General features: G+C 64.3%; 13 protein-coding genes. 8 read left to right on the top strand and 5 right to left on the bottom strand.

Features of this window, described 5'->3' with window-relative positions; genetic code table 11:
* Positions 1–8: 8 nt before the first annotated feature.
* The 3 genes from BMY67_RS00090 to BMY67_RS00100 form a co-directional block, all read right to left on the bottom strand.
* A complete protein-coding gene (locus BMY67_RS00090; RefSeq protein ID WP_245744812.1) occupies positions 9–2288 on the bottom strand; it encodes a M3 family metallopeptidase in 2280 nt (759 codons plus the stop codon).
* 527 nt (positions 2289–2815) lie between these two features.
* Positions 2816–8380 carry a DUF3320 domain-containing protein gene (locus tag BMY67_RS00095; RefSeq protein WP_092767134.1) on the bottom strand — a complete coding sequence of 1855 codons (5565 nt, stop codon included), beginning with the start codon at positions 8378–8380 and terminating at the stop codon, positions 2816–2818.
* Positions 8381–8533: 153 nt separating this feature from the next.
* Positions 8534–10201, bottom strand: a complete 1668-nt coding sequence (locus BMY67_RS00100) for an amino acid permease (RefSeq protein ID WP_092767136.1) — start codon at positions 10199–10201, stop codon at positions 8534–8536.
* A gap of 278 nt (positions 10202–10479) precedes the next feature.
* On the opposite strand from BMY67_RS00100, the gene BMY67_RS00105 reads away from it, so the two are divergent.
* The 5 genes from BMY67_RS00105 (at position 10480) to BMY67_RS00125 (ending at position 14567) form a co-directional block, all read left to right on the top strand.
* Positions 10480–11196 (top strand): carboxypeptidase-like regulatory domain-containing protein, encoded by a 717-nt coding sequence (locus tag BMY67_RS00105; RefSeq protein WP_143069638.1) that lies wholly within the window; start codon positions 10480–10482, stop codon positions 11194–11196.
* An 82-nt stretch (positions 11197–11278) separates the two neighbouring features.
* Entirely contained in the window at positions 11279–12013 is a 735-nt protein-coding gene (locus BMY67_RS00110; RefSeq protein WP_092767139.1) for a peptidase associated/transthyretin-like domain-containing protein, read from the top strand.
* A gap of 231 nt (positions 12014–12244) precedes the next feature.
* Entirely contained in the window at positions 12245–12955 is a 711-nt protein-coding gene (locus tag BMY67_RS19525; RefSeq protein ID WP_092767141.1) for a carboxypeptidase-like regulatory domain-containing protein, read from the top strand.
* A gap of 32 nt (positions 12956–12987) precedes the next feature.
* Positions 12988–13452 (top strand): carboxypeptidase-like regulatory domain-containing protein, encoded by a 465-nt coding sequence (locus BMY67_RS00120; RefSeq protein WP_143069639.1) that lies wholly within the window; start codon positions 12988–12990, stop codon positions 13450–13452.
* Positions 13453–13502: 50 nt separating this feature from the next.
* Positions 13503–14567: a lipocalin family protein gene (locus tag BMY67_RS00125; RefSeq protein ID WP_092767145.1), complete on the top strand. Its 1065-nt coding sequence runs from the start codon at positions 13503–13505 to the stop codon at positions 14565–14567.
* A 140-nt stretch (positions 14568–14707) separates the two neighbouring features.
* Here the strand turns inward: BMY67_RS00125 and BMY67_RS00130 are convergent, their stop codons facing one another.
* Positions 14708–15901 carry an ATP-binding protein gene (locus tag BMY67_RS00130; RefSeq protein WP_177189626.1) on the bottom strand — a complete coding sequence of 398 codons (1194 nt, stop codon included), beginning with the start codon at positions 15899–15901 and terminating at the stop codon, positions 14708–14710.
* 261 nt (positions 15902–16162) lie between these two features.
* Between BMY67_RS00130 and hemA the strand changes: the two genes are divergently transcribed.
* Positions 16163–17434 (top strand): glutamyl-tRNA reductase, encoded by a 1272-nt coding sequence (gene hemA / locus BMY67_RS00135; protein ID WP_092767148.1) that lies wholly within the window; start codon positions 16163–16165, stop codon positions 17432–17434.
* Positions 17435–17611: 177 nt separating this feature from the next.
* Here hemA and BMY67_RS00140 read toward each other — a convergent pair whose 3' ends face one another.
* Complete coding sequence (locus tag BMY67_RS00140) at positions 17612–17920, bottom strand: ArsR/SmtB family transcription factor (RefSeq protein WP_019948990.1); 309 nt, start codon at positions 17918–17920, stop codon at positions 17612–17614.
* Between the two features lie 230 nt (positions 17921–18150).
* Here BMY67_RS00140 and BMY67_RS00145 point away from each other — a divergent pair, with 230 nt between their 5' ends.
* Both BMY67_RS00145 and BMY67_RS00150 read left to right on the top strand, forming a co-directional pair.
* The gene (locus BMY67_RS00145) at positions 18151–19380 is read left to right on the top strand and encodes a Glu/Leu/Phe/Val dehydrogenase dimerization domain-containing protein (RefSeq protein WP_092767150.1); all 1230 of its coding nucleotides are present in this window, start codon (positions 18151–18153) and stop codon (positions 19378–19380) included.
* Positions 19381–19542: 162 nt separating this feature from the next.
* Positions 19543–20709 carry a mechanosensitive ion channel family protein gene (locus BMY67_RS00150; protein WP_092767152.1) on the top strand — a complete coding sequence of 389 codons (1167 nt, stop codon included), beginning with the start codon at positions 19543–19545 and terminating at the stop codon, positions 20707–20709.
* The last annotated feature ends 179 nt before the right edge of the window (positions 20710–20888 follow it).

Below are 20888 nucleotides of genomic sequence, written 5' to 3' on the forward strand. Positions count from 1 at the left end.
TTCAGCCGTTATTTCCGCTTGCCGTTTTTGATTTTCACCTTGACTTTTTCCGGCTGTGCCGCTGCCGGAGCAACTGGCGTGGCGGGCGTCGCGGCCGGGGCTGCCGTCGTCATCGGGAAGCCGCGCTGCTTCATCAGGGCATCGATTTTCGGGTCGCGGCCGCGGAAGGCGCGGTAGCCGGCGGCGGGGTCGATGGTGTTACCGACGCGGAACACGTTCTGGCGTAGTCGCTCGCCCACGGCTTTGTCGTAGGCCCCGCCGGCCTCGGTGAAGGCGCTGAAGGCGTCGGCGGCCAGCACCACCGACCACAGGTAGGAGTAGTAGCCGGCCGAGTAGCCATCGGAGGAGAAAATGTGGTTGAACTGGGGCGTGCGGTGGCGCATCACCAGCTCGGAGGGCATGCCCAGCTGGGCCAGGGTTTCGCGCTCGAACTTGTCGGGGTCGATTTTCTGGTCGCCGGCCAGGTGCAGCTTCATATCGATAAGGGCGCTGGCCAGAAACTCGGTGGTGGCGAAACCCTCGTTGAAGGTGCTGGCCTTGTTGATGCGGTCGACCAGGGCCTGCGGGATGGGCTTGCCGGTTTGGTAGTGCAGGGCGAAGCGGTTGAGCACCTCGGGCGTGGGCAGCCAGTTTTCGAGCACCTGCGAGGGGAACTCCACGTAGTCGCGCACGACGCTGGTGCCCGAGAGAGTGGGGTACGTCACGTTGCTCGACAGCCCGTGCAGGGCGTGGCCGAACTCGTGGAACAGAGTAGTGGCATCCGACCACGAAATGAGCACCGGCTCGCCGGGCTTGCCCTTCACGAAGTTGGAGTTGTTCGACACGATGGTGGTTACCTCCCGGCCGTCCATGCGCTCCTGGTTGCGGTAGGCATTCATCCAGGCCCCCGATTTCTTGCCGGGGCGGGCGTAGGGGTCGAAGTACCAGAGACCCACCTGCTGGCCGGTGGTTTTGTCGTTCACCTGCCACACCCGCACGTCGGGGTGGAATACGGGCACGTCGGTGACGGGCTGGAAGCTGAAGTTGAATAGTTCGCCGGCCATCCAGAACATGCCCTCGCGCATTTTATCGAGCTGCAAATACTGCTTCACCTCGTTCTGGTCGAGGTCGTAGCGCTCCTTGCGCACCTTCTCGGCGTAGTAGGCATAGTCCCAGGGCTCAATCTTGAAATCGGCCGGGGCACCCTCTTTTTTGGCTAGGGCCAGCATGTCGGCCACTTCCTCCTTCACGCGGGCCACGGCCGGGGTCCAGACCTGCTCCATGAGCTGCATGGCGGCCTCGGGCGTTTTGGCCATCGTGTTGTCGAGGCGCAAATGGGCGTGGGTTTCGTAGCCCAGCAGCTTGGCCCGCTCGGCCCGCAGTTGCAGTATCTGGGTGATGATGGCGTTGTTGTCGTGGGCCCCACCGTTGTCGCCGCGGTTGGTGAACATGCGCCAGGCCTTCTCGCGGAGCGCCCGCTGGTCGGAGTAGGTCAGGAACGGGTCGACGCTGGAGCGGGTGTTAGTGATGACGCCGGCCGCGGCCACTTTGCGCGAATCGGCAGCGGCTTTGGCCCCGTCGCGCAGCGAGGCGGGCAAGCCGCTCATATCCTGCTCGGTTTTGAGCACCAGCATTTCATTGGCTTCATCGGCCAGCACGTTCTGCGAGAAGTTGTTGAACAGGCCCGCCAGCTGCTGATTTATCTCTGAAAGCCGGGCTTTGGCCGGGGCGTCGAGCTTGGCGCCGGCCCGCACGAAGGCCTTGTAGCGCACCTCCGTCAGCCGCTGCTGCTCAGGCGTGAGGTTGCTGGTCGTCATGCCGTTGTACACCGCCTCAATGCGCTTGAACAGGGCCGCGTTCTGGGTTATCTGGTCGCTGAAGGCGGCCAGCTTGGGGGCCATTTCGGCCTGCACGGCCGCGAACTTGGCGTCGTTGAGCGAGGTGCCCCAGATCCCGTACACCGTCCCGACCCGATCGAGGGCGCTGCCGCTGCGCTCCATGGCCGCGATGGTGTTCTCGAAGGTAGGCGCGGCGGGGTTGTTGGCGATGCGGGCAATTTCGGCCAGGTTGTCCACCATCGCCACTTCCAGCGCGGGCTTGAAATCGGCCACTTTCACCTTGTCGAAAGGCGGAACGCCGCCGTGGGGGCCACTCCAGGGCTGGAGCAGCGGCATCGGAGAGTTTTGGCCGACCATCATTTTGGTAGCAGTTGAAGGTTGCGCCTGCGCCCCCGAAAAGGTAGCGCCGGCCAGGCCCAGGCCCGCCAGCAGCGGCAACATGGGCAGGGAAACAGAAAAGAATTGGCTCATGAACAAGAAGTCAGATAAGGTGGGATGCGGGCGAAGATACGCCGTAGCGCCGCCCCGCATGTGGCACGGACTTCAGTCCGTAGCCCGCCCCGTTGCGCGGGGCCGTTTCCTCTTATGGTTTTTAGCGGGGGTATAATTGAAGGCCTGAACCACCTGTTTAGTTCACCGCTTCACCTTGCCAAAGGGTGCCATTAGCCTGTAGCGCGAAGCTTCCGCTTCGCGTTTCGTTGCTATTATCATCACAAAGTGAAATGCGAGCACGGTGTAGAGACGCAACAGTTGGAGTCTCGTCGTTGCTGATGTTGTTAGGAAGCACATTCCCGGCCGTTCAACGACGAGACTCCAACTGTTGCGTCTCTACACCGTGCTCGCATTTCACTTTGCGACGAGTATAACTGCCACACGCTGTCGTGCAACGAAACGCGAAGCGGAAGCTTCGCGCTACAGGCATACGGCCCGCTTTCGTGCAGCCAGCCCCACTCCCCTCGCGGGCGGGCTACGGACTGAAGTCCGTGCCACACTTATCGTCAACTGCTTGGTTTCAGTACGCCGTTCTGCTCTTCCAGCTCGCCGCTTGCCAGCAGGGCGGTTAGGGCGGGCTCCAGCTGCTGGCGCATGTCGTCGCTGAGGCGGGTGAAGCCTAGCAGGCGCACGGCGGGCAGGAATACGGTTTCGCGGGGTAGCGCGAAGCTTTGCGCCACTACGGTGCGCAGGGCCACGGCCAGCTCCTCGGGGGCTACGAAGGGCAGCTTGCGCGAAATGGCGGGTAGCTGGCTTCGGTCGCGCAGGGGCGGCTGCTGCATGGTGGGGGTCCAGAGGAAGTCGCCCTCCCGGCGCAGGTAGTGCAGGTTTTGGGCCAGCAGGGCGGCGTCGCGGCCCACTTTGCGCAGGCGCGCGCCCACCTGGGTGGCCCCGCTGGCCTGGGCCAGCCGCCGGGTGGCCTCCTCGATATGCACCGGACTTTCCACCAGCACCACCAGGTTCAGCCAGTTGGCCACCTGGCCCAGGCTGTACTGGTGCAGCTCCTGCTGGCGGATGGCGTCGGGCAGCCGGGCCACCTGGTAAGGCTGCACGGCGGGGTTGGTGTGCGGCGCGGCGGGCTCCTCGCGCTCCAGCGGCGCGGTTTCGTCCAGGAGTTCCTGTTCGGCCAGCCCGGCCAATTCATCCGGCTCCGGCTCGTCGGGGGCGTCGAGGGCGGTTAGGCGGCGGGCTTCCTCGATGGCGGCCACGGCGCGGTCGGTTTCGCGCGCGGGGTCGCGAAACCAGTCGGTGCTCCAGATGCGGTGCAGGCGCCAGCCCACGGCTTCGAGCACCTGCTGGCGCAGCCGGTCCCGGTCGCGGGCCGAGCGGGCGCTGTGGTACATGGCCCCGTCGCACTCGATGCCCAGCACGTAGCGACCCGGCTGGTCGGGGTCGACCACGGCCAAATCGATGTAAAAGCCCTGGCTGCCGATTTGGGGGCGCACCTGGTAGCCGCGGGCCGTGAGGGCGCGGTGCACCGCCTCCTCGAAGGGCGAATCCATCGCGCGGCCGGTTTCCTCGTTCTGGTTGAGGCGGCCGTGCTGGGCGAAGCCGAGAAAGGTTTTGAGCGTCGCCACGCCCTTGGCCTGGGTGCGGCTCAAATCCAGGTCGTCGGCCGTAAGGTTGGTGAACACCTCGCAGCGCTGCTTGGCCCGGGTGATGAGCACGTTGAGCCGTCGCTCGCCGCCCTCGCCGTTCAGCGGTCCGAAGCTCATCGACAGGTAACCGTCCTTGGTGCGGCCGTAGCCGATGCTGATGAGAATCACGTCGCGCTCGTCGCCCTGCACGTTTTCCAGGTTCTTGATGAAGAAGGGCTCGTGGCGGTGGGCGGCGAAAAAGGCTTCGGTTTCGGGGTGCTGGCGGCGCACCACTTCCAGCGCGTCCTGGATGGCCTGGCGCTGCACCGTGCTGAACGCTACCACGCCCAGCGTGAGCCGGGGCGTGGTGCGGGCATGATGCAGCACGGCGGCGGCCACCGCGGCCGCTTCGAGCGGATTGGTACGGCTGGTGCCCCGCTCGTAGTAGGTTTCGGGCAGGTGGTGGTACACCAGCCCCAGCTGCCCCCGCCCGCCCGGACTCGGGAAAATCACCAGCCGGTCCTCGTAAAACAAGTGATTGGACGCCGCAATCAGCGACTGATGCAGGCTGCGGTAGTGCCAGCGCAGCATGCGTTCGGGCATCTGGCGGGCCTTGCACAGCTCCAGAATGCTCTGGATGTCGGCCGTGACGTTGTCCTCGTCGGCGGCCTCGCCGGTGCCGGTCAGCGAGTCGAAGAACGAGGTGGGCGGCAGCTGCTTGGAGTCGCCGACCACCACCAGTTGCTTGCCCCGCGCCACGGCCCCCAGCGCATCCACGGGCTTTACCTGGCTGGCCTCATCGAACACCACCAAATCGAACTCCAACGCCTCGGGCGGCAGAAAGCTGGCCACCGACAGCGGCGACATCATAAACACCGGCTTGATGGCCTGCACCACCCGCCCGGCTTTCTGCATGAGCTGGCGAATGGGCAGGTGGTTTTTCTTTTTGGCAAACTCGTTTTTGATGATGGCCATTTGCCCGCTGGCGGTGGGCAAGTGGGGGTTGGGCAGGCTGTCGTAGTGCTGCGTCATGGCGCGGGTGCGGTTGTGCAGCAGGCTGGCCTGGTCGGCGGCCCGGAACCGGGCGGCGGCATCCTCGTGGCCGGCCCGCTCGAACTGCGGCAGCGCCGGAAACTGCGTGTAGGCCAGCCGTTGCAGGTATTCCAGCCAGGTCTGGCGCACGGCGGCCGTCAGGTGCCGGGCGGCTTCGGGCCAGGTTTCGGCCAGCAGCGGCAGCTCGGGCCGACCTTCGGCGCGCACGGCGGCAGCCACGTTGTTCCACTCCAGCGCCAGCTGCAAAGCCGGCAAATCGGCGGCCCAGGCGGCGAGCAATTCGGCCTGGGCCGCCAGCGGCTGGGCGGCCAACGGACCAGCGTCGCCAAACCGCCGCGCCTCGTCCAGCGCCAGGGCCGCCACCACGGCCGCTACGGCGCGCTGCTGCGCCTCCAAGGCGGCTTCTGTGGCGCTGGCGGCCGCCGTCAGCGTGGCCGGCCGGGGCGCAGCCTGCACCCAATTCCGCAGGGCAACCGCCTGCTCATCAAAAGCCAACCCCTCCCAGCCAGCCGCCAGCCCGAACAACGACTCTGCCGCAGGCAGCGCCTCCATAATGGCCTCACGCAGCTGCCCGAACTGCCGGAGCGCGGCGGCGCAGGCTGCTACTAGGGCCGCTACGTCGTCGGCGCGGGGCGTGGCAGCCACCCAGGCTTCCAGGGCCGCGGCCTGGGCGGCGAAGGTTTCTGTGGCTAGCTCGGCGGGCAGGCCGGGGCTGGCGGGGGCAACAGCTTGCAGCGCCTGCTGGAGCGCGTATTGCTGCCGGGGTAAGGAGGTCCGGAGCGCGGCCAGCGGCTGGGTAAGAGCGGTGGCGGGCTTGTTGGCGGCCAGGTAGGACAGCAGCTCGGCAGGCAGCTGCTCGTGGGCGAGCAACTGGTGCGTCAGGGTGAGGTAGTCGGCGGCGTGCAGCAGGGCGGGCCAATCTGAATGCTCCATGCGCCAGCCCGGCCCGAACAACCTGCTGGCTTGCAGGCTGAACTTCTTGAGCACCTGCTGGTGACCAGCTTCCTCGTGGATGGCATCAATAACCACAATCAGCTCGGCCGACGTGGGGAGCGGGCCGCGCCACAGCTGCTTGAGGCGCTTGCGGGCCCGGCGGTAGTCGCCGCTCAGCCAACGCCACCACTTGGGGCCGGTGGTTTCCAGCACGGCGCGTTCGGCGGTCAGGTTCTGGCCCCAGGCCTCGGGCAGCAGCGCGCCATCATGCGCGGCGTGCAGGCTTAGTATGGCCGTGCCCGCCTCGTAGGCAGCCGGCAGCGGACTATCGGGTTGCCGCCAGAAAGCATCTTTTACGGCCACCCCTGCCAGGGAAGGGGCCTGCGCGGCATGTTCGGCCACCGGCACCAGCGCCGCTGCTGCCGCCGCATCGGCCGGGATGTACAAGTCCAGCTGGAGCGCGAGCGTGGCGGCGGCGGCCTGGGCGGCGGCCACGGCGGCGGCGGCCTCGCCCGAGTGGGCCGTCAGCGCCTCGGCGTGCGCCCATTGGGCCTGGGCCAGCAGCGTTTCGGCGGCGTGGTGGTCGGTCGGGGCGGGCAGTTGCAGCAGCCCGGCCACCGCCAGTGCCGCCGTTTGCAGGGCCTCGACGGTACCTGCGACCCCCGGCTGATGGGCAGCTTCGGCCTCGCGCAACGCCTGGGCCGCCAGGGGGCGCAGGGCCTGCACGGCGGCGGAATCGGGCGGTGGCGGGGCGTGCCAGAGGGCGGCCTCGGCGGTGGCGGCGCGGGTTAGTTCTTCTACGGCCTGGCGAGCGGTGGCCAGCTGGGTTCGCAGGGCTTCCTGTTCGGCGGGCAGCAGTAGCGTCAGGTTGGAGCCCCAGAACAGCAGCTGGGGCGGCGGTCCGTTGCGGGCCAGGGTAGCCTGTAGGCGGCCGGCCAGGGCCTCGGCGCGGGTGGCATCGGCATCGGTCCAGGTGGCTATATCGGGGAAAGCGGGCCGGGGCAGGGGCGCGGGGCCCACCTGCTCGCGCAGGGCCAGCAGCTCGCCCGCCACCTGCTGGGCCGTGCGGCGGCTGTGGCCCAGCGGCGCGTTGGCGGCCAGCGCGTAGTCATTGAGCTGGGCGCGCAGGGGCGGCAGCTGGGCAATCTGGGCGTCGAGGGTCGAGGAGGCGGCGGGCCGGCCCAGGGCCAAGGTGTGGCGCAGTTCGTCGTGCAGGGCTTTTTTGTTGGCCTTGTTGCTGTGCAGCTCCAGGCAGGCGTCGCCCAGGCCCAGCGCGTCGAGGCGGCGCTTCACCACTTCCAGGGCCGCCATCTTCTCGGCCACGAACAGCACCTTCTTGCCCGCCCCAATGGCCTCGGCCAGCAGGTTGGCAATAGTCTGCGACTTGCCCGTGCCGGGCGGGCCCTGCACCACGAGGTTGCGGCCCTCCTGCACGGCCAGCAGCGCCAGCAGCTGCGAGGAGTCGGCATCGAGCACCTGGTGCAGCTCGTGGGCGGGGCTTTCGGTGTCGAGAAAGGCCTGCTCGCCCACGCTGGGCGGGGCGTCGGTGAAGCCGGTTTCCTGGTCGAGCAGGGCCCGGATGGCGGGGTGGGCCAGCAGCGCCGGGGTGCCGTCGGCCGCGCTGGGCCAGGTGGCCGGGTCCAGGTCGCGGTAGAGCATCAGCTTGCTGAACGAGAAGAAGCTCAGGGCCATTGCGTCGGCCGCCACGGCCCAGCGGCCGCGGCTGGCCAGGGCGGCCCGCACGGCGGCGAAGTAGTCGGCCAGCGGCTGGTTGTCGGGGTCGGGCAGGGGCAGGGCAATGCCGAAATCGGCCTTCAGCCGGGCCTGCAGGCTCAGGTTGCCCTCCACTTCGGCGCCCGAATACGTGAGCTTGAACCGCTCGGCTACCGTGCCGCGCTCCAGCACCACCGGCACCAGCACCAGCGGGGCCTGCCGGGCCTCGGCGCTGCTTTCCGACTCGTACCAGCTCAGCTGCCCCAGCGCCAGGTATAGAATATTGACGCCCGTTTCTTCCAGGCTGGTGCGGGCCGTGTAGTAGGTGTTGAGCAGCCGGGTTTCCAGGCGGGCCAGCGGCTCGGCCGTTTGCAGCCTGTTGTCGGTAAGCAAAACCCGCTGCTCGGCCTCCGAAAGGGCCACTGGCAGGTGTTCCTCCAGGTACTGCTCCAGCGTCGGCACCGGGCCGGCCGGGGCGTTGGCAGCACCTGTCGGGCCAGATGTGTTGGCGTCGGCTGTTACTTCAGCTACGCCGGCCACCTCCGCGAATTGGGCTCCCGGAGCCTCTCCAGCCGCGCCAGGGGGCGTTTCCCGAGCGGGCTCGGGGGCGGCGGTGAAGTACATGGTTTTGCCCTGCCGTACCAATATGTCGAGCACCTGCGCCGACTCTTCGCGCACCACGGCTACGCCCTGGGCCTTGGAAAGCCGGAAGTTGAGCAGCGGGTTGCGCAAACCAAGGTCGAGCAGCTCCTGGCGGGAAGCTTCGAGGCGGGCGGCAAGAGTAAGGGTGGGCATAAGAGTGGAATAATCCGGGCCAATATGGCCCGGACTTCAGTCCGCAGCCCAAAGAATAGGCGGAAATAAAGGGTCTTCAACTACCGCTGCTCGGCGTCGGGGAGAAGCTGCGGAAAGGACTGCAGATTGAAGTCAAGACTACAGATACGTCCCCTACGCGTGCTTTAGCCGCAGTTTGGAGTGCTTGTAGCCGTAGTTGAAATACAGGGCCAGGCCAATCACCAGCCAGCCGAAGAACAGCAGCCAGTTGTTCACGCCCAGCTGCGTCATCAGGTATAGGTTGATAAGCAGGCCCAGGGTGGGCAGCAAGCTCAGGCGCTTGCGGAACGAGAGCCACGACAGGCCCAGGCAGAAAACGAAGAACACCAGCATCGGAATGTAGTGGCGGCCTTCCTCATAGCCGCTGCCCAGGGCCTTGGTAAACTCGCGGATACCTTCCTGATTGTAGGTCAATACCAGCCCCCCGCAGATGGCCAGCGTGAGCGGCACCAGGAACTGCCCATTGATATACGGCACCTTGAAACGGGCGTCGGAAGTGCCATAGGGGTCGATGATGAGGATGCCGCCGCACACCAGCGCAAAGGCGAACAGCGTGCCGATGCTGGTCAGGTCAATCACCAAATCCATGTTCAGCAGCAGCGCCGGAATGCCCACAAACAGGCCCGTAACGATGGTGCTGAACGAGGGCGTGCGGAACCGCGGGTGCACCCGGGCAAACACCGGCGGCAGCAGTCCGTCGCGGCTCATGGCCATCCAGATGCGGGGCTGGCCAATCTGGAACACGAGCAGCACCGAGGCCATGGCAAACACAGCCGATACGGCCACAATGCCTCCCAGCCACCGCGCACCCACTTTATTGAACACGTAAGCCAGCGGGTCGCCCACGGCCAGCTCCTTGTAGTTCACCATGCCGGTGAGCACCAGCGTGATAATCACGTAGAGGATGGTGCAGATGATGAGGGCGTAAATCATGGCCCGGGGCAGGTCGCGCTGGGGGTTCTTGCACTCCTCGGCCGTCGTCGAAATGGCGTCGAAGCCGATGTAGGCGAAGAACACCGCCGATACCCCCTTAAGCACCCCGCCGATGCCGTTGGGCGCGAAGGGGCTCCAGTTTTCGGGCTGAATGTAGAAGGCTCCCACCAGAATCACCACGGCCACTACCACCAGTTTGAGGCCCACGAGGATGTTGGAGGCGTTTTTCGATTCCTTGATGCCCACGTACACCAGCATCGTAATGGCGAGCGTGATGAGGCCGGCGGGCAGGTCGATAACCAGGCGCAGGCCGCCGGGCAGCTCGGGCGCGGTGTTCCAGGCGTTGTAGCCCGTGAGCTGCGAGGCGGTGGCCTCCGCCAGGGGCTTGCCGGCCTGCATGAGGGCCAGCACTTCCTCGTAATGCTTGTGGGCGCTCTGCATGCCCATGGTCAGCCAGATGGGAATGTGCAGCCCCACGCCGTCCATGAGGCCGGTAAAGTAATCCGACCACGAAATGGCTACCACGATGTTGCCCACCGCGTATTCCATAATCAGGGCCCAGCCGATAATCCAGGCCGCCAGCTCGCCGAACGAGGCGTAGGCGTAGGTGTAGGCCGAGCCCGATACCGGGATGGTGGCCGCGAACTGGGCGTAGCACAGGGCCGAAAAGGCGCAGGCAATGGCCGTGAACACGAACAGCAGCGACACGGCCGGGCCGCCGTCGTGGGCGGCGTTGCCAATGGTGCTGAAAATACCCGCCCCGATAACGGCCGCAATGCCCAGCGACGTCAGGTCGCGGACGGTGAGGTGACGCTCCAGGCCGTGGGCGCCGGGGGTGGGGCCGGTCATGTCGGAGTCGGCCGGTGGGTTTACTAGAAGGTCCGAAACGGTTTTACGACGGAACAACCCGGTGAGGCGGGAGGGAGGTAGTGGGTTTGACAACGGAGCGGAGAACAGGTTTAGAGGGCAAAAGATACAGAAATCTGCTTTCAGTGTCCGGTTGCCGGCTGCCGGTTATCAGCTTGCTGCGTGGGCGGTCCTGGCAATCAGGCGCCGCCAACTGCCAACCGGCTACCTGCAACCGTCAAATATTCTTATACTTACTTCCTCCTTTAATCCTCTCGACCATGTCTGGTTTCTCCGTTCCAAATCCCTGCCCCCAGCCCTGGGCTACTATGTCGCCTACCGCCGCCGGCCGCTTTTGCGGGCAGTGCCAGCACGAAGTCGTGGACTTTTCTGCGATGAGCGAGGCGCAGGTGCACGCCTGGCTGGCCCGGCCGGAAGGGGGCAGCGTCTGTGGCCTTTTCCGGGCCGGGCAGTTTGCGCCCCCGGTACTGGCGGGCACTGCGCTGGCGGCCGCCCCGCCGCGCTGGCGGCGCTGGCTGCTTACGGGCCTGGCGCTGCTCAGCCTCAAGCCCCTGCTCAGTTCCTGCCAGAGTGCCCAACCCGCCGCTACCGCTACCACCGGCCCCCTGGAGCAGGCCGACGAGCTGGCGGCCGCGCCGCAGGGGCAGGTAACCATCCGCGGCCGGGTGCTCGATGATTCTACCGGCCTGGCCGTGGCGGGCGCCGAAATCTTCATTACCGATACGCCCTACGGGGCCACCACCGACGAGCAGGGCAACTTCAGCTTTACCATGAAGCAGCAGTGGGCCCCGGTGCAAAACGGTTTGGTAAACCTGCGCGTGGCGGCCAGCCCGTTCGTATTCGTGCCCCAGGCGCTGCGCGTGGCCGTGAGCCCGGCCCCGGCCCCATTAACGGTGCGGCTGAAGTCGCAGCCCGGCCGGGGAATGATTATGGGCAAAGTAATGGGCCACGAGCCGCCGCAAAAGCCGCCGCTGTAGCAACGGCCGCTCCTTTTACCGCTGCAGTCTGCTGCCGGGGCGGTGTTTTTTTGCCCTACTGCCCACCCAATGTGCTTCCGCCATGGCCGTTTTCGTTCCCAAGCCGTGCGTCCGGCCCTGGGCCACCATGGCGCCCACCGCCGCCGGCCGCTTCTGCGGGCAGTGCGAGCGGGAAGTCGTGGATTTTTCTGCGATGAGCGAAGCCCAGGTGCGGGCCTGGCTGGCGCAGCCGGGAGCGGGGCGGGTCTGCGGCCTTTTTCGGGCCGGGCATGCCGCTTCGGCGCCGGTGCCACGCTGGCGGCGCTGGCTGCTTACGGGCCTGGCGCTGCTCAGCCTCAAGCCCCTGCTCAGTTCCTGCCAGAGCGCCCCACCCGAATCGGCCGCTACCAGCCGGGCAGCGCCAATCCCCGCCGGGTCGGCCACTGTTCAGGCTTCGGCGGCAAATGCTACGGCGGCCCCGGCCGCGCAGGATACGGTGGTCGTTCGGGGCCAAGTGCTCGATGGGGCCGGTAGCCGGGTTGTGGCGGGGGCCGAGCTATTCATCGGCGACACGCCCTACGGCACCGTAACCGACGGGCAGGGCAACTTCCGCCTGACGCTGCGCCGGCAGTGGGACCCGGTGCGCGACGGGCAGCTGCGGCTGCGGATTCAGGGAGACGTTTTCGCGTTCGAGCCGTTCGAACTACAGGTGCCCCTCACGCCGGCCCCGCCGCCGCTCACGCTACGGCTCCAATCGGTGGCCGACCGGGGCTACATCATGGGGGAGCCGGTCTTTTCGGACCCACCCATTCCGCCACCGCTGCAACCGCCGCTCTAAACCGGAAATAGGTTTTAAGGTAGATAGATACATATATAGTAGAAGATTAATAAAGGCTTTATATAGGCAAATTGTTTGTCAGTCAATGGCTTATAAGAAAGTGGGTCAGCCAACAAGCGTACATAGGCAGCCCGGCCTTTCGCCCCCGGCCAAATTTCTGGCCTTGGCTGGTATGGAATCCGGGGCGGGCGGGCATCGGGTTAGCATACGTTCACTTCAAGCGGCTGCCCGATGTCCCGTTCCCTAACCGTCTCCGTTCCTCAGCCCTGCCACGAAAACTGGGCCGCCATGACGCCCGCCACTCAGGGCCGCCACTGCGCCGCCTGCGCCAAAACAGTAGTCGATTTCAGCCGCATGACCGATGCGGAGGTGGTTGCCCATCTGAGCCAGGCCAGCAGCAAAACCTGCGGCCGTTTCCGGCCCGAGCAGCTGCGCCGCCCGCTGCAAGTGGCTCCGCAGGCCTCCGCCGCAAACCGGTGGGTTGCGGCCACGCTGGCCGTGCTGGGAGTGGGTACTGGCCTGCCCGCCCTGGCCCAGCTGCCGCGCCCCCAAACCCTGACGCAGCAAACCCTGACGATGGGAATAGTGGCTGCCCGGCCACAGCCCGAGTTGCCGTTTCGGGTGGTGCAGGGCCGCGTAGCCGATGCCGATGGGCAGGGCCTGCCGGGGGTAACGGTGCTGGTGGAAGGCACCCGGCACGGTACCTCAACCCGGGCCGATGGCACGTACGAGCTGAACATGCCAGCTGAGAGCAACAACGCCCGGCTGGTATTTTCGAGTATCGGCTTCGAAACGGTTGTTGAGCCGATAAGCCAAACGGGAAACGTTGTGCTCAGTGCTTCCTGCGACCGGCTCACGGGCGAAGTGGTAGTAACAAGGTCGAGCCGCTGGTACACGCCCCGCGGCCTCTGGCAGCGCCTGACGCGGCCGTTCCGGTGGTAGTAAGCCGGCCAGGAAACCAGTAATTCAACCTTATGCTCACCCATTCAGATAATACGTGCATGCTCACCAACATGCTGCCAGCCAGTTTATTGCTGGGTGGATTGCTGCTGTATGGCGCGGGTGCTGCCGCCCAGCAGCCAACGGCGCCGCTACCGGCTACCGTGCCCGCCTACGAGCCCCCACCCGGCAAGCCTTACTTCACGCAGCCAGCCGAGGCCGGCGCGGCCGCCGTTACCGCAGGGCTGGTTGTAGATAACGAGACGGGCCAGCCCCTGGCCGGTGTTACCTGCTGGATTCGCGGAACCCGGCTGGCCGTTTTCACTGACTGCAATGGGCGCTACCGGCTGCCGGTGCCGGCCCGCTACCTCTCGCGTCGAGGGCAGGTAAAGATTACGCTGTCGTCTATCGGTTTTATGGGGCAGGCGCTGCGGCTCGATGCCCGGCTAACTGAGCAACCGGTGGTGCGGCTGCTGCCCGATACGCGGCCGCTGTACTGATAAAGGCTTTTTTCAAACCTTTCAACGCCCGAAACCCTTATGGCAGCAGTATGAAAAACCTGCTGTTAGCCTCCCTGATTCTGTTATTTGCCGCTTCCGGCTGTGCCCTCAAGCCTACCCGCCAGCACGATGTGTTCAACGAACGGGCCGAACTGCCCCGCGAGGAAGCCGCCCACGAGCGCAACTCCCTGGAGTGGTGGTACTTCACCGGCCACCTGCGCGACAAGGCCACCGGCGAGACGTTCGGCGTCGAGTACGTGTTCTTCCACTTCAACATCAACGGCAAGCGCGACTGGCAGATGGTGAACTTCGCCCTCACCGACCCCCAGCAGAAGCAGTTTCGCTACGACTACAAGGTAACGCGCCTGCCCGGGTTGCTGCCCGCCACGCTGCCCCTGAACCTGAGCGCCCGCAAAAAGAACGAGACCTGGACCCTGACCGGCCAGGAGGGCCGCTACCACCTGCGCGGCCGCATGGCCGAGCACGCCGGCCAGGCCATCGACCTGACGACCACGCCCGCCAAGCCCGTGCTGCTGCACAACGGCACCGGCTACGAAAACTACGGCGACGTGGCCCGCGCCGGCTACTACAGCTATCCGCGCCTGGCCACCACCGGCACCCTCGAAATCGACGGTAAAGTGCGCCAGGTAGAAGGCGAGCTATGGTACGACCGGCAGTGGAACGGCACCTCGGTAATGGGCAAAAACATTGGCTGGGACTGGTTTTCGGTGCAGCTCGACGAGCCCCGCACCGAGCTGATGGCCTACCAGCTCTTCGACCGGAAATCGGACCTGGTGGTGAGCGGCGGCACCCACTACGGCCCCGACCTGAACAGCCAGCACCTGAACGCCGCCGACTTTCAGCTGGAGGTGCTCGACTACTGGACCAGTCCGCATACCAAACTCCGCTACCCCAACAAGTGGCGCCTGCGCGTGCCCAGCCAGGGCTACGACCTCACCATCACCCCCGTTATGCCCGACCAGGAGCTAACCCTCAAGCTCATCGCCGGCCTCAAAATGCACTACTGGGAAGGCATGTGCCGCGTCGAAGGCACCCACCACGGCCAGCCCGTAAAAGGCAACAGCTACGTGGAAATTACGAACAGGGGGAAATGAGTTGTCAGTTGTCAGTTGCCAGTTGTCAGGCCGTTCTTCTGCTAAGGAACGGCCTGACAACTGGCAACTGACAACTGATAACTGACAACTGACAACTGACAACTGGCAACTGGCAACTGGCAACTGACAACTGATACCACTCACCCATTCAGAATTACCCGGAACGTGGTGCCGCGGCCGGGCTCGCTCCACTTTACAAATAAGCGGCCCTTGTGGTAGTTCTCGATGATGCGCTTGGCCAGGGCCAGGCCCAGGCCCCAGCCGCGCTTTTTGGTGGTGTAGCCAGGCAGAAACACGCGTTGCATCCGGCTTTTAGAAATGCCCTTGCCCGTGTCGGTAATATCGATGGCAATCTGGTCTTTGTTGCCGCGCACCGGCCGCCGCAGGTGCAGCGTGATGCTGCCGCGGCCATCCATGGCGTCCACGGCATTCTTGCAGATGTTCTCAATTACCCAGTCGAACAGCGGCACGTTCACCTGAGCGGGCGTATCGGTGGGCAGGTCGGTTTTTACCTCGAAGCTGACCTTGCGCGAAACCCGGCTTTGCAGGTAGCTGATGGCGTTTTCCGTTACGCGCAGGATGTTTTCATCCTTGAGCACCGGTACCGAGCCGATGTTGCTGAACCGCTCGGTAATGATTTCGAGCCGCCGGATATCCTTGCCCAGCTCCTCCACAATGGGCTCGTCCTTAAACCGTTCCGAGTCGCGCAGATACTGCTGCCAGCCGACCAGGCTGCTGAGCGGCGTGCCCAGCTGATGGGCCGTTTCCTTGGCCAGGCCCACCCACACCCGGTTCTGCTCGGCCCGCCGCGAGTAGCTGAACGCGAAGTAGGCAATAACGGCCAGGCAGCCGATAATGGCCAGCTGCACCAGCGGGTACAGCCGTAGCTGGGTCAGCAAATCCGACTCCTTATAATATAGAAAGTTGCGCAGGCCGGCTCCTATTTTTATCTCGATGGGCGGGTGCTGCTCCCGCATCTGGTTGATTTGGTCGCGCAGAAACCGGGTCGTTTTTTCCTCGCTCGCGCCCTCGGGCACATGCACGTTGCGGGCATCGATGATGTTGTCGTCGCCGTCGGTGATGATGACGGGGATGGTTTTGTTGGCTTCGATGATTTCGTCGTAGAGAAACGACAGGTTCGACTCCTCCTCGGTGTTGATGATGTAGCGCTGGGTTTCGGCGTAGAGGTCGATTTGCTGCTGCTCGCGCTCGGAGAGACGCTGCACCAGCAGGTTGGTGTAGATAACGGTGGCGGCCCCAATCAGCAGGGCCACGGCCACGATAACGAGCTTGATGCGCGACTTCTGGTCGTAGATGGCAATGGTTGGGAGCACGGCGGTCGGCAAAACGGCAGATGGAGACCTCCGATACGGCGGCCCCGGCCCCGAAGATACGGCCCCGGCCAAAGTCAGGCCGCCCGGCCCGGAAAGATGATTTTCGTCAAGCGGCGCTGGCCCGAAACCGCGTTGGTGGCATTTCGTGCGGGTTTCGCCCACAATAGTAGTTTGCCCCGAACCACTGGCCCTTATTAGCTGTTTTTCCCCCAGCAATTTGTATGTAATTTTGCCCCCTGCTATCTGTTCTGGCTTTTTGCTATGTCCCATCCCTTTCAAGCCGTCAGCCTCTCGTTCAAAAAAGCGCCGCTTGCGATTCGCGAGCTGATTGCGCTGGATGAGGCCGACTGCCGGCGCCTGCTGCAAACCCTGCACCACGAGCTCGACCTGACGGACCTGCTGGTGCTGAGCACCTGCAACCGCACGGAAGTGTACTATTCGGCCGACCACGACCAGAGTGCCGCCGTTATCGAGGCCCTGGCCAGTCTGAAAAACCTGCCCGCCGTTGCCGAGTTCGTTCCTTACTTCGACGTATTCAGCGGCTCGCTCGACGCCGTGCGCCATCTGTTTGAGGTGGCCATGGGCCTCGAAGCGCAGGTAGTAGGCGATTTGCAGATCAGCAACCAGGTAAAGCAGGCCTACCAGTGGTCGGCCGATGCCGATGCGGCCGGCCCGTTTCTGCACCGGCTGCTGCACACCGTGTTCTTCACCAACAAGCGCGTGCAGCAGGAAACGGCCTTCCGCGACGGCGCCGCCTCTACCTCGTACGCCACGCTGGAGCTGGTGGAAGAGCTGACCGCCGACGTAGCCAACCCCCGGGTGCTGATTGTGGGCCTGGGCGAAATCGGGGCCGATGTGTGCCGCCACTTCGGCGACAGCAAGCTGTTCTCCAACGTCACCATCTGTAACCGCACCCGCGGCAAGGCCGAGGCGCTGGCCGAAGAGTGCGGCCTGCAGCTGCTCGATTTCGAAAACCTGGCCGAGGGCCTCAAGGAAGCCGACGTCATCATCAGCAGCATTGCCCGGCCCGAGCCGTTCTTCAGCAAGGCCCTGGTGGCCAACCTGGAGGTGCTCAGCTACAAGTTCTTCATCGATTTGTCGGTGCCGCGCAGCATTGCGCCCGACGTGGAGCAGGTGCCCGGCGTGCTGGTGTATAACATCGATACCATCCATAGCAAGGCCTCGGCGGCGCTGGAGCGCCGGCTGGCATCGGTGCCGCAGGTGCGGGCCATTATCGAGGAAAGCATCGAGAGCCTGCGCGACTGGACCAAGGAAATGATGGTGTCGCCCACCATTCAGAAGCTGAAAAACGCGCTGGAGCAAATCCGCCTCGAAGAGCTGGACCGCTATAACAAAAAGAAAATCAGCCCCGAAGAAGCCAAGCGCCTCGACGACATCACCCGCTCGCTGATGCAGAAAATCCTCAAGCAGCCCGTGCTGCAGCTCAAGGCCGCCTGCAAGCGCGGCGAGGCCGACCAGCTCATCGACACGCTCACCGACCTGTTCGACCTGGAGCGCCAGCCGGCTTTCTGATAAGAGCGGCAAGCCGCCAGCTTCAAGCGACAAGCTTACGTTCGGGAGAGTGGTTTAACTACAAAAAAGCCCTGCATTCAATTGAATGCAGGGCTTTTCTCATTTAGGCCAGCTTCAGGCGGCTGGCTAATTGAACATCCGCTTGAAGCTTGTAGCTGGCGGCTGGCAGCTCAAAACCTAAATCGACTCGCAGCACTCTTCGAGGGAGTCGATGACGTCGAGCAGTTTAGGGATGGAGAGCGAGTAGTAGATTTTGGTTCCTACTTTCAGCGACGAGAGAATGCCGCGGTCTTTGAGGGTGATGAGGTGCTGGGAGGCAATGGCCTGGGGCAGGTCGAGGGAGCGGTAAATCTCCGTGACAGTCATTTTATCCTCTTTGCCCAGCAGGTCTACAATGGCCAGCCGCTTGGGGTGGGCCAGCACCTTCAGGATAGCGGCGGCTTTATCAACTTTTTTCGATTCGACTCGGGCAAGTAATGGCTTCATTTCAGCAATGCAAGGGTGGTATTACGGAACGGTGAGCGGGAATAGGGCTAATACGATATTCGGGCCCTGCAAAGTTCCTTTTCCCGGAAAGCTGTACCTCGGAATATGGGGCAAGCCCGACACTAGCGGGCGGGGCGGCAGCGCGGCCCCGCCCGCGGCCTTATGGCCCCTGCCGGCCGGGTGCCTACCTTTGCAGCCCAAACCCCTTCTCACCCCACCCCCTTTGCTTGATGAAAGACCTGCTGGCCAAGTTTGAAAATAAACGCCCCGAAATCGTATTTGAGTGGCAGGATGCCGAAACCGAAGCCGAGGGCTGGGTTGTAATCAACTCGCTGCGCGGCGGGGCGGCCGGCGGCGGCACCCGCATGCGCCTGGGCCTCGATAAGCGCGAGGTGGAAAGCCTGGCCAAAACCATGGAAGTGAAGTTCACGGTGTCGGGCCCGGCCATCGGCGGGGCCAAATCGGGCATCAACTTCGACCCCCGCGACCCGCGCAAGCGCGGCGTGCTGGAGCGCTGGTACAAGGCCGTGTTTCCGCTCCTCAAAAACTACTACGGCACCGGCGGCGACCTGAACGTGGACGAAATCCACGAGGTCATCCCCATCACCGAAGACTACGGCCTCTGGCACCCTCAGGAAGGCGTGGTAAACGGCTACTACCAGGCCACCGAGCCCCAGAAAATCCAGAAGCTGGGCCAGTTGCGCCAGGGCGTGGTGAAGGTGCTCGAAGACGTGGCCTACTCGCCCGACCTGCGCCGTAAGTACACCGTGGCCGACCTGATAACCGGCTACGGCGTGGCCGAGGCCGTGCGCCACTACTACGCGCTGTGGGGCGGCGGCTCGGTGGCGGGCAAGCGGGCCATTATCCAGGGCTGGGGCAACGTGGGGGCCGCGGCGGCCTACTACCTGGCCAGCCAGGGTGCGCGCATCACCGGCATCATCGACCGGGCCGGCGGGCTGCTGAGCAACGAAGGCTTCGGGCTGGAAGAAATCCGCCAGCTGATGCTCAACCGCCAGGGCAACGAGCTGACGGCCGACAACCGGCTGTCGTTCGAGGAAATCAACGAGCAGATCTGGCATAGCGGGGCCGAAATATTCGTGCCTGCCGCGGCCTCCCGCCTCGTTACCAAGGCCCAGGTAGAAGCCCTGGCCGCTAATGGCCTCGAAGTCATTTCGTGCGGCGCCAATGTGCCCTTCCAGGACCCCGAAATCTTCTTCGGCCCCACCGGCGAGTTTGCCGATGCCCGCGTGAGTGTCATCCCCGACTTCATTGCCAACTGCGGCATGGCCCGCGTGTTTGCTTACCTGATGGAGTCGGACGCCGAAATCACCGACCAGGCCATTTTCGAGGATACTTCGCGCATCATCCGGGCGGCGCTGGAGCGCACCCGCGCCCAGAGCGAGGAGCGCACCGGCCTGGCCCAGAAGTCGTTCGAAATGGCCCTGCGCCAGCTGGTGTAGCCCCACGGCCCGGTTGCGCGGCCCGGTAGTTGCGGCCGGCCGGCGCATAACGCGAAGCGGGACTTTGCGTTAGATAATGCTTACAAGCCGTCTGCTTGCTGCCCGCCGGGGCAGTTGGTGGCCGGCTTGTTTGTTGCCCCTTTTTCTCTTTTACCCGCGCATATGGCTCTTTCCGAAATCCTGCACTACCACTTTTTCGGCATCGAAGTGCAGGAATACCTGACGGCCGCCGCCATTCTGCTGGCCGGCTTCGTGTTCAAAAACCTGGTGTCGCGCCTGCTGACGAAGGTGATGTTCCGGTTTTTTAAGCGGGTGGGCGAGGGCGTAACCGAGGAGCAGTTTCACGAGCTGCTCATCAAGCCCATCAGCCTCGTCATCTTCTTCATCACCATCTTCATCGCCTACAGCGTGCTGGATATTCCGGTGCGCACCTCCGAGCTGGGCCACAACACGCCCTGGTTTGCGGTGCTGGCCTTCCGGGTGTACCAGATTGCCCTTATAGCGGGCGTCACCTGGATTTTCCTGCGCATGATTGACCTGGCGGTGCTCGTGTTCATGAAGCGGGCCCTGCGCGACCCCTCGCGGCTCACCAACCAGCTCGTGCCCTTCGCCCGCGACCTGATCAAGCTGTTTGTGGGCATCATTGCCTTTCTGGTGGTGCTGGGCCGGGTGTTTAGTATTGATGTGACGGCCCTGGTGGGCGGCCTGGGCATTGGCGGCCTGGCTGTGGCTTTTGCCGCCAAGGAAAGCCTCGAAAACCTGCTGGCCTCGTTCACCATCTTCCTCGACCGGCCTTTCGAAGTGGGCGATTTGGTGAGCGTGGGCGATTTGACGGGCTCGGTGGAAAAAATCGGCTTCCGCAGCACCCGGCTGCGCACCGTAGAGAAAAGCTACGTGACGGTGCCCAACAAGTCGATGATTGACAAGCCGCTCGACAACCTTTCGCGCCGCACTTCCCGCCGGGTGTTCTTCATGATGTCGCTCACCCAGCTGACCTCCAGCGCCCAGCTGCACCGCATCATCGAGCTGGTGCGCCAGGCCATCCTCTCGCACTCCCTCATCGACCCCGATGTGCAGGTGAAATTCACCTCCCTTACCTCCAACTCGAAGGATGTGCGGGTGCAGTACTACGTGAAAACCGACAGCTACGACGAGTACCTCGATGTCATGGAGGAAATCAATTTCCGCATCGTGTCGGCCGTAGAGGAGGTTGGCGCCCACTTCGTGGATACCACCATGACCCGCCTGGCGGCTGGCGGCTCCGAGGGTAGCACCAACCTGCCCAAGAGCCTCCAGCAGCAGGGCGGCCAGTCCATTGCTTCCTCCTGAGCCGTTGGTTCAAAAGAACCCAACTCAATAAAAGAAGGGCGCCGCACTCAACCGAGTGCGGCGCCCTTTGCGTTTTTTCAGCTAACAGCTAACAGCTAACAGCTAACAGCTAACAGCTAACAGCTAACAGCTAACAGAACTGACAAGCTAAATTGGTAGGCAGAACGTCATTCAGAGCG

This window comes from Hymenobacter actinosclerus, assembly GCF_900111515.1.
Taxonomy (GTDB): Bacteria; Bacteroidota; Bacteroidia; order Cytophagales; family Hymenobacteraceae; genus Hymenobacter; species Hymenobacter actinosclerus.